This is a genomic window from Streptomyces sp. NBC_00442, from assembly GCF_036014195.1.
GTDB lineage: Bacteria > Actinomycetota > Actinomycetes > Streptomycetales > Streptomycetaceae > Streptomyces.
In genome coordinates this window covers 3,242,132-3,255,125 of the sequence record NZ_CP107918.1, presented here as the reverse complement: position 1 = coordinate 3,255,125, position 12,994 = coordinate 3,242,132, and the positions used below count along the sequence as shown (strand labels likewise).

Annotated in this window: 12 protein-coding genes; 4 read left to right on the top strand and 8 right to left on the bottom strand. The window is 72.8% G+C overall.

Annotated features, from left to right (window positions below; genetic code table 11):
* Positions 1 to 62: 62 nt before the first annotated feature.
* Positions 63 to 2,384, bottom strand: a complete 2,322-nt coding sequence (locus OG432_RS14650; protein ID WP_328311382.1) for a heavy metal translocating P-type ATPase — start codon at positions 2,382 to 2,384, stop codon at positions 63 to 65.
* A 325-nt stretch (positions 2,385 to 2,709) separates the two neighbouring features.
* On the opposite strand from OG432_RS14650, the gene OG432_RS14645 reads away from it, so the two are divergent.
* Positions 2,710 to 3,399: a copper homeostasis protein CutC gene (locus OG432_RS14645; protein ID WP_328311381.1), complete on the top strand. Its 690-nt coding sequence runs from the start codon at positions 2,710 to 2,712 to the stop codon at positions 3,397 to 3,399.
* A gap of 393 nt (positions 3,400 to 3,792) precedes the next feature.
* Here the strand turns inward: OG432_RS14645 and OG432_RS14640 are convergent, their stop codons facing one another.
* Positions 3,793 to 4,239, bottom strand: a complete 447-nt coding sequence (locus OG432_RS14640) for a DUF1772 domain-containing protein (protein ID WP_328311380.1) — start codon at positions 4,237 to 4,239, stop codon at positions 3,793 to 3,795.
* 108 nt (positions 4,240 to 4,347) lie between these two features.
* On the opposite strand from OG432_RS14640, the gene OG432_RS14635 reads away from it, so the two are divergent.
* Positions 4,348 to 4,926 (top strand): TetR/AcrR family transcriptional regulator, encoded by a 579-nt coding sequence (locus OG432_RS14635; protein ID WP_328311379.1) that lies wholly within the window; start codon positions 4,348 to 4,350, stop codon positions 4,924 to 4,926.
* A gap of 29 nt (positions 4,927 to 4,955) precedes the next feature.
* Here the strand turns inward: OG432_RS14635 and OG432_RS14630 are convergent, their stop codons facing one another.
* Positions 4,956 to 5,405: an ATP-binding protein gene (locus OG432_RS14630; protein WP_328311378.1), complete on the bottom strand. Its 450-nt coding sequence runs from the start codon at positions 5,403 to 5,405 to the stop codon at positions 4,956 to 4,958.
* Between the two features lie 158 nt (positions 5,406 to 5,563).
* On the opposite strand from OG432_RS14630, the gene OG432_RS14625 reads away from it, so the two are divergent.
* Entirely contained in the window at positions 5,564 to 6,415 is an 852-nt protein-coding gene (locus OG432_RS14625) for a helix-turn-helix domain-containing protein (protein ID WP_328311377.1), read from the top strand.
* A complete protein-coding gene (locus OG432_RS14620) occupies positions 6,412 to 6,603 on the top strand; it encodes a DUF397 domain-containing protein (RefSeq protein WP_328311376.1) in 192 nt (63 codons plus the stop codon). Before OG432_RS14625 ends, OG432_RS14620 begins: the two co-directional genes overlap by 4 nt.
* A gap of 10 nt (positions 6,604 to 6,613) precedes the next feature.
* Here OG432_RS14620 and OG432_RS14615 read toward each other — a convergent pair whose 3' ends face one another.
* From OG432_RS14615 to OG432_RS14595, 5 genes are all read right to left on the bottom strand, one after another.
* Positions 6,614 to 7,330, bottom strand: a complete 717-nt coding sequence (locus tag OG432_RS14615; RefSeq protein ID WP_443058389.1) for a response regulator — start codon at positions 7,328 to 7,330, stop codon at positions 6,614 to 6,616.
* A complete protein-coding gene (locus tag OG432_RS14610; protein WP_443058388.1) occupies positions 7,327 to 8,454 on the bottom strand; it encodes a sensor histidine kinase in 1,128 nt (375 codons plus the stop codon). Before OG432_RS14610 ends, OG432_RS14615 begins: the two co-directional genes overlap by 4 nt.
* Positions 8,455 to 8,654: 200 nt before the next feature.
* The gene (locus OG432_RS14605) at positions 8,655 to 9,206 is read right to left on the bottom strand and encodes a hypothetical protein (RefSeq protein WP_328311375.1); all 552 of its coding nucleotides are present in this window, start codon (positions 9,204 to 9,206) and stop codon (positions 8,655 to 8,657) included.
* 514 nt (positions 9,207 to 9,720) lie between these two features.
* Positions 9,721 to 10,893 (bottom strand): serine hydrolase domain-containing protein, encoded by a 1,173-nt coding sequence (locus OG432_RS14600; protein WP_328311374.1) that lies wholly within the window; start codon positions 10,891 to 10,893, stop codon positions 9,721 to 9,723.
* 111 nt (positions 10,894 to 11,004) lie between these two features.
* Complete coding sequence (locus OG432_RS14595; RefSeq protein ID WP_328315107.1) at positions 11,005 to 12,975, bottom strand: HelD family protein; 1,971 nt, start codon at positions 12,973 to 12,975, stop codon at positions 11,005 to 11,007.
* Between the last annotated feature and the right edge of the window lie 19 nt (positions 12,976 to 12,994).

Here is a 12,994-nt window from a genome sequence, read left to right as displayed (position 1 = left end):
GGCAGGTGGGCCGGCCCCGGCCCGGCCGGGACGGCGTGGGGCGGCCGGGCCGGCCGGTGCGGTCAGTGGTCGGCGGCCTTGAAGCGGCGCAGGCGCAGGGAGTTGCCGACCACGAAGACCGACGAGAAGGCCATCGCGGCGCCCGCGATCATCGGGTTGAGCAGGCCGGACGCGGCCAGCGGCAGCGCGGCCACGTTGTAGGCGAAGGCCCAGAACAGGTTGGACTTGATGGTGCCGAGCGTCTTGCGGGAGAGGCGGATCGCGTCGGCGGCCGCCCGCAGGTCGCCGCGGACCAGGGTCAGGTCGCCGGCCTCGATGGCGGCGTCGGTGCCCGTGCCCATCGCGAGGCCGAGATCGGCCTGGGCGAGGGCGGCCGCGTCGTTGACGCCGTCGCCGACCATGGCGACCGAACGTCCCTCGCCCTGAAGGGACTTGATCACGTCGACCTTGTCCTGCGGCATGACCTCCGCGTACACCTTCTCGATGCCGACCTCGGCCGCGACGGCCTCGGCGACGGCCTTGTTGTCGCCGGTCAGCAGGATCGGGGTGAGGCCGAGGGCGCGCAGTCGTCCGACGGCCTCGGGGCTGGTCTCCTTGATCGCGTCGGCGACTTCGAGGACCGCGCGGGCCTCGCCGTCCCAGGCGACGGCGATCGCGGTGCGTCCGGCGGCCTCGGCGTCCTCCCTGGCCTTCCGCAGCACCGGGGTGAGCTCCATCGCCCACTGCGCGAGCAGTTTCTCGCGTCCCACCAGGACCGCGTGCCCGTCGACGATGCCCTGCACGCCGAGGCCCGCGACGTTGGCGAAGTCCTCGGGGGCGGGCAGGGCGCCGACCTCGGCCGTGGCGCCGTCGGCGACCGCGCGGGCGATGGGGTGCTCGGACGCGTGCTCCAACGCACCCGCCAGGCGCAGGACTTCGGCCCGGTCGGTGGTGTCGGTGGTGTGGACGGCGAGCAGGGTCATGCGGCCGGTGGTGATCGTGCCGGTCTTGTCGAGGACGATCGTGTCGATGCGGCGGGTGGTCTCCAGGACCTCGGGGCCCTTGATCAGGATGCCGAGCTGGGCGCCGCGCCCGGTGCCGACCATGAGGGCGGTCGGGGTGGCAAGGCCCAGGGCGCAGGGGCAGGCGATGATCAGCACGGCGACGGCGGCCGTGAAAGCGGCGGTCAGGCCGGAGCCGGTGGCGAGCCAGACGCCGAGCGTGGCGAGGGCGAGGGCCATGACGACCGGTACGAAGACGGCGGAGATGCGGTCGGCGAGGCGCTGCGCCGCGGCCTTGCCGTTCTGGGCGTCCTCGACGAGCTTGGCCATCCGGGCGAGCTGGGTGTCCGCGCCGACCCGCGAGGCCTCGACGACGAGCCGGCCGCCCGCGTTGAGAGTGGCGCCGGTGACGCTGTCCCCGGGGGTGACTTCCACGGGTACGGACTCGCCGGTGAGCATCGAGACGTCGACGGCGGACGAGCCCTCGACGACCGTGCCGTCGGTGGCGATCTTCTCGCCGGGCCGGACCAGGAAGCGGTCACCGCCCTTCAACTCGACGGTGGGGACGGTGTGTTCGCTGCCGTCGGGACGCAGGACGGTGACGTTCTTGGCGCCGAGTTCGAGCAGCGCCCTCAGGGCCGCGCCCGCCTTGCGCTTGGAGCGGGCCTCGAAGTAGCGGCCGGCCAGGATGAACGCGGTGACCCCGGCGGCGGCCTCCAGGTAGATGTTGCCGGCGCCGTCCGAGCGGCCGATGGTCAGCTCGAAGGGGTGGGTCATGCCGATCATTCCGGCCGTGCCGAAGACCAGGGCCCACACGGACCACAGGAACGCCGCCGATGTGCCGACCGAGATCAGCGTGTCCATGGTGGCCGCGCCGTGCCGGGCGTTGGTCCAGGCGGCCCGGTGGAAGGGCCAGGCCGCGTACGTGACGACCGGCACGGTCAGGGCCAGCGAAAGCCACTGCCAGTACGCGAACTGGAGGGCCGGGGTCATCGACATCGCGATGACCGGGACGGCGAGGACGACCGCGACGAGCAGGCGCCGGCGCAGCGGGCGCAGTGCGCCGGCCGGCTCCGCGTCGCCGCCCTCACCGCCCTCGCCGTCACCGGCGGGGCCGGGCCCGGTCCGTACGGGGGCGGGCTCCTCGGCGGTGTACCCGGTGGCCTCGACGGTGGCGATCAGCTCGGCCACGGACACGGCTCCACCGAAGGTGACCTTCGCCTTCTCGGTGGCGTAGTTGACGGTGGCCTCCACGCCGTCCATGCGGTTCAGCTTCTTCTCGATCCGCGCCGCGCAGGAGGCGCAGGTCATGCCGCCGATGGCGAGTTCTACGGCGGTGGGGGCGGGGTCGGCTCCGGGGGTGCCGGTGCGGGAGCTGGTGCCGGTGGTGCCGGTGGTGGTCATGGGCTGCGGTCTCCTCGGGCGGAGTGCGGAGTGCGGAGGCGGGGCGGCTGGGGGGTGTAGGGGTGGGAGGTGGTGTGTGGGCGCGGTGCGGGCCGTGGGCTCGGTGGTGATGAGGACGAGTATACCCCTTGGGGGTATTGCCTCGTGCGGTCACAGGTATACCCCCCGGGCGTATATAGCGCAAGGGGGAGCGATGGGGCATCCGTCGTTCCGGCCGCCGCGTGTTTTACCGTCCGCACGGGCGGGCATCTCGCGGCGTAGGCTGGTCAATGGACTAGACCTATTGGGGCCGAGCCGGGCCCGGGTTACGGAGGAATGGGGCCAGATGAGCAACCGCGCACTGCTTGAGGTGATCGCGCTCGACGCGCAGGACGCCGTCGCGGCCCAGGCCGGCGGGGCGGACCGCCTGGAGCTGGTCACCGACATGGCCGCGGACGGGCTGACCCCGCCCCTGAGGACCTTCGCGGCGATCCGTGCCGCCGTCGACATCCCGCTGCGCGTGATGCTGCGGTCGGCGGACGGGTTCGCGGCGGGGGACGTCGATGCGCTCGTACGCGATGCGGAGGCGCTGCGCGGCGAGGGGGCGGAGGAGTTCGTGCTGGGCTTCCTCGACGAGACCGGGGGTCCCGACCTGGTGGCGGTACGTGCGCTCGCCTCCGCGCTCGCCGGGTGCCGCTGGACCTTCCACCGGGCCATCGACCGGGCCGCCTCCCGCGACGCCCTGCGCAAGGAGCTCTCCGGGCTGTCGGGCCTCGACACCTACCTCACCGCGGGGTCGCCCCTCGGGGTCGAGGACGGGCTGCCCGTTCTCCTCGCGGAGGCCGGGCGGCGGGACGAGCCGGGGTACGAGCCGCGGATCCTCGTCGGGGGCGGGCTCACGCTCGCTCACCTGCCGGTGCTGCGGGGTGCGGGCATTGACGCGGTGCACATCGGCGGGGCGGCTCGGCCTGGCGGATGGTCCGCCCCGGTCTCCTCGGCGGCCGTCGCCGAGTGGCGGGCGGTGCTTGACGCGTAGCGGGGTTCGGGGCTCCTCTCCGACCCGGGGTCAGGCGGTTCGGCTCCGCCTCGGCTCCCCTCAGCGCGTTTCCCCACCCACCCACCCGTACGGCGGGGTTGGTTGGCCCCGGCTCCCTGGGGCTCCGCCCCAGACCCCGTTCGCGCCTCGAGGGCGCTCGTCCTCGATCTCCCCCAAGGCCTTGAGGGCCAGGGGGGACCCCCATGGCGGGCTGAGGTGGCCTCCACTGGGCCTGCTGCCAGTTCCGCCCACCGGGGGGCGCGAGGGGAGCGGGCACGGGGTGGCCACCCCTGGGCGCCCTGCCGAGGTCCGCCCGCCCAGGGGCGCGGGGAACTGCGCGACCAGCCGCGCACGGCCCGCACCCGACACCCTCGGGCCTCGTACCGCGCGGGCTCAGACGAGGGCCGCGACGAGCAGGGCGAACGCGGCGACGATGACGGCGACGCGGACGTAGTGGAAGCGTTCCCAGCGGTGCAGCTGCCGCTTCCAGTCGGCGGGCCGGTTCTCCGGGGTCCACGTCTTGTTCAGGTTGTTGATCGGGACGAGCAGCAGCACCGACATGACCACGCTGAGCATCAGCAACCCGCCTGCGGTGACGACGAGACCGGTGCCGTGGTGGTGCCGTGCGGCGACGGCCCACACCACGACGAGGGCGAGCGAGCCGATGTACCAGAACGGCATCACCGCCCCGAGCATCCGACCCCCGTGCGCATGACCGAGCTGGCGGCTGTCCTCGGGGAGTGCGTTGAGGATCGGGCCCACGACGAAGGCGACGGAGAACTCCACCCCCACCATCAAGCCGACGATCACGGTGGTGACGACCTCAAGTGCGTTCAGCATGATGCCCCTCCAGGGACCGGGTTCGGGGATCGAATCTAGCGTCGCTAGGTGATGAGGCAACGCTAGTCCTGCTGCCGCTCTGTTGTCTAGCGGTGCTAGGATCGCATCATGTCGCTACAGGAACGCAAGGAGCGCGAACGGGCGGACCGCGAGCGCCTCATCGTGGCCACGGCCCGCGAACTCGCCGAGCAGCAGGGCTGGGACGCGGTCACCACCCGCCGGCTCGCCGAGCGCATCGAGTACAGCCAGCCCGTTCTCTACAGCCACTTCCGCGGCAAGCGGGAGATCATCGGCGCCGTCGCCCTGGAGGGCGCCACCGAGCTGGCCGCGGCCGTGCGCGCCGCGACCTCCTCCGCGGACGGCCCGCGCGAGCGCGTCGCCGCCCTCGCCCGTGCCTACCTCGACTTCGCCGAGCGCAACCCGGCCGTCTACGACGCCATCTTCCAGCTCGACGGCGGCCTCGCGTACGCGCAGGAGGACACCCCCGAGCCGCTGAAGGACGCCTTCGCCGCGCTCCTGGAGACCCTCGGCGGCGTCGCCGGGGACGGCGTCCACCCGGGGCTGTTCACCGAAACGTTCTGGGCGTCCCTGCACGGCCTCGCGACCCTGACCCGGGCGCGACGGCTGCCGCCGGAGGAGGCCGAGCCCCGGGTGTGGCTCCTGGTGGACCGGCTCGCCATGGTCTGACGGGGCACCGCGGCAGGCACGACCCCCCCCTAGAAGACGGCCAGTTGAGCCCACACCGTCTTCTGGGGCGGCAAGCCGTCCACCGTCCCCCAGTGATCGGCGAGCGCCTGCACCAGGAGCAGGCCGCGCCCCGACTCCGCGTCCTCGGCTGCCACCGGCGCCACCACCGGCAGCGTCCTGTCCGCCCGCGTGTCCGTCACCTCGATCCGCAGGACGCCGTCCTCGCACAGCAGAAGCCCCACCTCGAAACCCCGGCCCGCCACATACCCGTGCAGCACCGCGTTCGCCGCCAGCTCCGCCACCAGCAGCCCCGCCGTGTCCGAGGCCTCGCTCCCGTGCGCGACGCCCCATGCGTCCAACTGGCCCTGCGCCAGTCTCCGCGCCAAGCTCGCCGCCCGCCGCGTCGACGCGAACCGCTTCCTGAACACGCTTACGGCCTGCGGGAGTTGGGCTACTCCGGGTTCTGTTTCGAGGTGCATACGGCCAGCCTGGCCGGGGTGGAACCCCTGCCGCCAGCCCTGCACTGTGTACGCTCCGCGAGCGTACGCGCACGCGCTGTAGACGGTACGCGTTCCGTACCGTAACTCTGGGTGAGTTGCGTACGCGGGGCGACTCGTTCACCGGGAGGTGGCCGCCGATGGCACAGGATGGCGAGAAGCGTGAGGGGCAGGGGCGTGATGGGGAGCCCGACCCCTCCGACAGTCTGAAGACGTTCGGTGCGGTCGTCCAGGCCCTGCGCGAACACGCCGGCTTCAGCCGCGCCGAGTTCGCCATCCTGGTTGGCTACTCCAAACACACCGTCGCGTCGGTGGAGTTGGGGCGCCGCCTTGCCGATCCCGATTTCGTCGAGCGCGCCGAGCTCGCGCTCGGTAACACGGGGGCGTTGCGCAACTCTGCTCAATACCTCAACCGCCAGCAGGGGCTCGCGACCTGGTTCCGCAAGTGGGCTCGCCTGGAGAAGTCGGCCATCGGTCTGTACACGTACGAGTCCCGGCTGGTCCCAGGGCTGCTCCAGACGGAGGCATACGCCCGCGTTCTGTTCGGCGAGCGCGTCCCGCCCCTCACGGACAGACAGCTGGAGTCGCAGGTGGCGGCCCGAGCGGAGCGACAGCGGTTGCTGAGGTCGCGGCCGAACACTTCGTACAGTTTCATCGTCGAGGAGCACGTCTTCCTGCGGCGCACGGGCGGGGCGGGGGTGACGGGCGAGCTGATCGACTATGTGCTGGCGTGCGTTGAGCCCCGCAACGTGCAGCTTCAGATCGTTCCGATGCAGCGGGACGTCCACGCTGCGATGGACGGGCCAATCCGCCTGCTGGAGACGCCTGGTAACCGATGGTTCGGCTACTGCGAAGGGCAGGAGAGCGGACAGTTCGTCTACGATCCGAAAGTGATCAGCACGCTCCATATGCGGTATGCGAAACTGCGCTCACAGGCCCTCACCTATGAGGACTCCGTGGGGCTGTTGAAGCGACTGCGAGGAGCGCTATGAGCAGCACGGCACTCGACTGGTTCAAAAGCAGCTACAGCGGAAGCTCCGGCGACGACTGCGTCGAAGTGGCCGCCTGCCCCGCCGCCATCCACATCCGGGATTCCAAGGACAGGGCCGGGCCCCGGCTCGCGCTCGCGCCCTCCGCGTGGGGGGCGTTCGTCGCGTACGCCACGGCGCGGCGGGACTGAGCGGGGTCCGTCAGGACAGGCCCGCTGCGATCGCGCGGCGTACCGCGTCCGCGCGGTCGCGGATGTCGGCCTTCGCGAACAGGTTGTTGATGTGGGTCTTCACCGTCGCCTCGCTGATGAACAGCTGCTGCGCGATCGCCCGGTTCGGCAGGCCCTGGCCGATCAGGGCGAGCACCTCGCGTTCGCGCGGGGTGATGTCGCCGGGCAGCGGCTGCGACGCGGCCGGGGCCGGGGCGGCTGCGGGGCCGGTGCGGACCGTGGCCAGGAGGCGGGCCTGGACTTCGCGGTCCAGGACCGACTGGCCGGCCGCCGCCGCGCGGATGGCCCGCGCGATGTCCTGGCGCCCGGCGTTCTTGGTGAGGTAGCCGCGCGCGCCCGCGCTCAGCGCGGCCAGGATCGAGTCGTCGTCGGCGAAGGTGGTCAGGACGACCACGGCCACCTCCGGATGCTCCTCGGTCAGCCGCCGCGTCGCCTCCGTACCGTCCATCACCGGCATGCGCAGGTCCATGAGGACGACGTCGACCGGGCCCGCCGCGACCGCCGCGAGGACTTCGGTTCCGTCCGCCGCCGCCGCGACGACCTCGATGTCGTCGGACAGGCCGAGCACCGCGGCGAGCGGCTCGCGCACCGCCGCCTGGTCGTCGGCCACGACCACCTTCAACCGCGCTGCGCCCTGCGTCGGTTCGGTCACGTCGCCGCCCACCTCGTCCTTCGACTTGTCGCTCATCCGGGGATCACCGCTTCCACTTGCCAGCCGCCCTCGTACGGGCCGGTGACGACCGGGCCCGCGGTGATCGTGCCCTTCAGCAGGGCGACGCGTTCCCGCATGCCGATGAGGCCCATGCCGCTGCCGACGCCGGCGTTCACCCTACGGGCCGCCGGGCCGTTGCGTACGGCCAGTGTCAGGGACGTCGCCGTGTACGTCAGCTCCACCGCGACCGGGCCACCGGGTGCGTGCCGGGCCGCGTTGGTGAGGGCTTCCTGGGCGATGCGCAGGAGGTTCTGGGTGACCTGGGACGGGACGTCGCGCACGGTCCCGGTGACGGTCAGTGCGTCGCGGTGGCCCGAAGAGTCGAGCATCGCGGTCAGGCTCGGCACCAGCGGCAGGGCGTCCTCGCGCAGCGCGTGCACCGTCCACTGGGCCTGCTTCAGACTCTCCTTGACCATGCTGTGCGCCTTCTGGTTCGCCTCGCGGACCCGCTCCAGGTCGCCGGTTTCGATCAGGGCGTCGGCCAGTTCCAGCTGCATGTTGATGCCGGCGAGGGAGTGGGCGAGGACGTCGTGCACATCGCGGGCTATCCGGCCGCGCTCGGTCAGGATGGCGGTCTGGGCCTCGGCGCGCGCGGCGCGCTCCGCTGACTCGGCGGCGTCGAGTGCCGCCACGACCGCGCGGTGGCGGCTGCGGTTGAGCATGCCGATCAGGGCGGGCGCCGCGGTGGTGAAGCCGAGCGTCCAGGGCAGCAGGTCCTGGCCGACACCGAAGCGGAAGTACAGCACCACCATGCAGAGCACGCCGCACGCCAGGGCGAGCGTGAGAGCCGCACGGGGCTCCAGGCGGAACCCGATGTGCCCGACGATGAAGTACGCGAAGAGGTAGCTCGCGCCCGCGGTGCTCACGCCGATCAGGGCGACCGCGGCGAGGACGCCGAACGTCAGCCAGGCGAGGGTGAGACGCGGGGAGATCCTGGCTTCGGGGACGTGACGGACCGCCAGCGTCAGGGAGTTGACCAGGACCAGGACGGCGCACGCGAGGCCGCGGCCGCTGAGGCCGAGCGGCTGGATCGTCCAGATCGCCGACGCGACGACGAGCAGGGTCGGGATCCAGTGCGTACGCGGGTCCTGACCGGGCACGACCCGCGGGCCGGACCCTTGGTGCGGGGCCGGCCCGTGGGGCGGGACGCTCTGGGCTTCGGGCTGAGGTTCCGGATGGGCTTCGGGTCGAGGCTCGGGCTGGGCTTCGGGCACGGCGCGACCATAGCCGACGGGCCGCGCCGGGCGGCGGGGGCCGCGGGGGTCCGCGACCCGGCCGGGGTGGAGGAGAGGGCGCACGGTCAGACCGTACGGTCGAGGGTGCGGACGGCGGCGTACGTCTCGGGGGCCGCGACCTGCCGGCGCCGGGCGGCGACCATGCGGCTCCGGATGAAGATCGTGGCGACCCGGGTGACCACCTCGGTGACCGCCATCAGGACGAACGCGGCGACCCAGGCGTCCGCGGTGGTGATGTCATGGGTGGCGCTGAACCGGGCCACGGTGCTCGCGCCGCCGTGGTCGACCCACACCTGGAAGCCCATCCGGGCGCCCATGCCGAGCACCCACAGCGCGGCGGAGACGAAGCCCGCCTTGATCAGGAGGTGCTCCCCGGAGACGCGGATCCGGGTGTAGATGCCGCCGGCGACGCCGAGCACGGCGCCGGCCGCCACCAGGGCGCCGACGAGGACGAGGTCGTTGCCGGCGGTCGGGATGGAGGTGAGGTAGCTCTGCGCCACGAAGGCGACGATCGCGAGGGGGATCAGGAAGGTCTTGAGGTCCAGACGGCCTTCCCGCAGCTGCCGGAAGACGACGAGGACGAGTGCGATGTCGGTGAGCCAGTCGGTCGTTGTCATGCCCCTAAGACTGCTGTCAGCAGGGCGTAAGCGCCTGGACCCATGGGTGGAGGCCGGGGTGGAGATGCGCCCCCGGCCGGGCTCCACCCCGGGGCGCACTCGGGCCGGTTCCGGGTCCACCCGGTGGGGCGCGCGGGCCCGGGTTCAGGGCCGGCCCGGGGCCGGGTCGAGCCCGGGTTCGGGAGGCGCTCCAGCAGGTGCCCGACGCGCAGTCCGGCCCGGATCAGGTCCGGCCGGCCCTCAGGTCCAGCCCGGCCGCGGGGAGCGCTCGGGTGCGCGGGGCCCGGGTCGTCGGGTGGGACGCACCAACGACCGCCAGAGGCAGGGTGGTTGAGGCGAGCGGGACCAGCGGTCGCCCACGGCCGCGATGGCCGCGCTGCCCGCCGCCGCAACCGCCATGTGGGGCTGCGGCGCGACGACCTCGACGCCCGTCTTCCCGGGCTCCTCGGCGCGTTGATCAAGTCGCCCCCGTACTGGGCGAGTTGCCCGAGAGCCGGGTCGGGCCGGGTCGGGCTCAGGCGGGGCGGCCCGCGTGCGGGGTCGCGTCGGCGCCGTACTGCCAGAAGGCGTTCATCAGGGTCGGCGGGGTCGGACCCGTCAGGCTCACCTGCGTCAGCAGAATGGTGACGGCGCCGGTGGACGGGACGATGTGGGCGGAGGTGCCGGTGCCGCCCACCCAGCCGTACCGGCCGGGCACGTTCCACGGATCGACGCGCTCGATGTCGACCGCGCCGCCGTACCCCCAGCCCTGGCCCTGCAGGAACAGTGTGGCGGCGGCGCGCTGGGCGGGCGTGAGGTGGTCGGTGGTCATCCGCCGCACCGCCTCGGCCGACAGGAGGCGCCGCCCCGCGACGGTGCCCTCAGCGAGCAGGAAGCGGGCGAAGGCGTGCACGTCGTCGACGGTGGAGACGAGCCCGCCCGCGCCGGACGGGAAGGCGGGCGGCGTGCTCCACTGTCCTTCGGGGCCGTCGAGGAGCTCCAGGCCGCCCTGCGGACGGGTCCCGTAGAAAGTGGTGAACCGCTCCAGATGGCGCTCCGGCACCGAGAACCCGGTATCGGTCATGCCGAGCGGTTCGAAGAGGCGCTCGGACAGGAACTCCGGCAGGGTGCGCCCGGACACCCGGGAGATCAAAAGCCCCTGCAGGTCGGAGCAGGTGTTGTACAGCCAGGCCGCGCCGGGCTGATGCAGCAGGGGGACGCGGCTGAGCCGCGCGAGCCACTCGTCCTGCGCCGGTACCGCCTGAGGCTGGGGCGGCGCCTGGTGCAGCTCGGCGAAGAGCGGCTGGACGGCGGGCAGCGAGAAGTCGCAGGGGAATCCGTACCCGGCGCGGAAGTCGAGCACGTCGGCCACCGTGATCGGGCGCTCGGCGGGGACGACGTCGTCGACCGGGGAGGACGGCGTGCGGACCACCAGGGGCGCGGCCAGCTCCGGCAGCCAGGTGGCGATGGGGTCGGCGAGCGCCAGCCGTCCGTCGTCGATCAGCATCATGACCGCCGCCGCGGTCACGGGCTTGCTGACCGAGGCGAGCCGGAAGAGCGAGTCCCTGGTCATCGGGGAGGCGCCGCCGAGTGCCGTGGAGCCCGCGACCGCCACCTCCACGTCGTCGCCCCGGGCCACCAGAGCGACCGCGCCCGGCACGGTCCCGTCGGCGACCTGCGCGTCCAGGATCTTTCGCAAGGTGCTCATGCGTCCGCCCTTTCGAGGTCCGTTGTCCTCGACGTCCGTCGTTCGGGTCCGGACGCCGAGGCCTGCTCGAAGAAAAGACCGGCGCGGGGCGCGGGAAATCATCGGTGGGCCCTAGGCGAGTTGGGGCGGCAGCGGGGAGGCGTGCAGGACGGTCAGGCCCGAGACCGCGCGGGTCAGGGCCACGTACAGGCGGCGCAGTCCGGTGCGCTCGTCGGGCTCGCCCGCGACCACGGCGGCGGGCTCGTCCAGGACCACGTAGTCGTACTCAAGGCCCTTGGCGAGCGAGGCCGGGACCAGGGTCAGGCGGGACTCGGACGTGGTCTCCTCGCCCGGTGCCAGGCAGGGCAGGCCGGCCGTCTCCAGCGCCTTGGCCAGGACGGGAACGCGGGCATCGGCCGCGATCAGACCGATCGAGCCCTCGTGCGCCAGGGACGCCACACAGGCGGCCACCACGTCCGCGTCCAGGTCCGCCGACTCGCGGACGTCGAGCGAGCCCGGCGTCTCACGCACCGACTCCACCGCCGCGAGGCCGGGCGAGATCGTGGGCAGCAGCTTCGAGGCGTACGCGATGACCTCGCGCGGCACGCGGAAACCGGCCGTCAGCTCCTCCACGACCGCCTCCGCCTTGCCGAGGTGACGCAGCGCCTCGGCCCAACTCGCCGTCGCCCAGGGCGTGGTGCCCTGCGCCAGGTCGCCGAGGACGGTCGCCGAACCCGTCGTGCAGCGCCGGCCGACCGCGCGGTACTGCATGGGGGAGAGGTCCTGCGCCTCGTCGAGCACGACATGGCCGAGCGAGTGGGTGCGGGCGACCAGGTCGTTCGCCTCGTCGATGAGGACGGCGTCCGCCGCCGTCCACTTCGCCGACTTCACGCTGCGCGCCGGCTTGGGGGAGAGGATCGCCTCCTGCTCGTCGGCGGTGAGGACGCCCTCGGCGTGGGCGGCCAGGAAGCCCGGTTCGTTGAGCAGGCGCAGCACCAGCTTCGCCGGGTCCACCGGGGGCCAGATCGCCTTGACCGCCGCCTTCACGGCGGTGTTGCGGGCCACCGCGTCCTGCACCCGGTCGTCGGGGGCCTCGCCCGCCTGCTCCATCCGTACCAGGACGGTGTGCGCGATCCGCTGCGGAAGCGCCTCGCGAGCCGCACCGTAGCGAATGTCGCGGTCCGTCAACTGCTCCACGATCTCGGCCAGTTCGTACGCCGGCACCCGCCAGCGGCGCGAACCCCGCACCACGACCAGGGGCTCGGTGGGCGTCGTCACGTGCGACCACACCGCGCGGCGCAGCACCTCGGCCATGCGGGCGTCGCCCTTGACCACGGCGGCGGAGGCGGGATCGGTGCCGCGTACCTCGACGTCCTTCGCCACGAGGTCGTCCACCGTCGCCTGCTTCACCTCCAACTCGCCCAGTGCGGGCAGCACTTGCTCGATGTAGTGCAGGAAGGACCTGTTCGGCCCGATGACGAGGGTGCCGGTGCGGGCCAGGCGCTCGCGGTGCGCGTAGAGGAGGTAGGCGACACGGTGCAGGCCGACGGCGGTCTTGCCGGTGCCGGGGCCGCCCTGCACGCAGACGCTGCCGCTCAGACCCGATCGTACGATCTCGTCCTGCTCGGGCTGGATCGTCGCGACGATGTCGCGCATCGGGCCCACGCGGGGGCGCTCGATCTCCGCCTGGAGCAGCTTGCTGGTCTGCGCCGATTCCGTCGGGTCCGTGAGGTGTTCGTCCTCGTACGCCGTCAACTCGCCGCCCGTGTAACCGAATCGGCGGCGCAGCGCGACGTCCAGCGGGTCCTTCTTCGACGCGCGGTAGAAGGGCTGCGAGACGGGGGCGCGCCAGTCGATCACCATCGGGTCGCCGTCGGTGTCGTGGACGTGGCGCCGGCCGATGTAGAACCGCTCCCCCTCGGCGCCTTCGGCGAGGTCGACGCCGGGGGCGTGGAGGTAGTCCAGGCGGCCGAAGAAGAGGGGGGTGTGGGAGAGGTCCGCCAGGGCCTTGATGCGGTCGTCCATCTGGCGTTGCAGGACGGCGGCGTTCACCCAGTTCGCGGTGACGTCCCTGATGTCGAGGGCCTCGACGTCCTCGCGCATCGCGCGGAGGGCCGCGCGG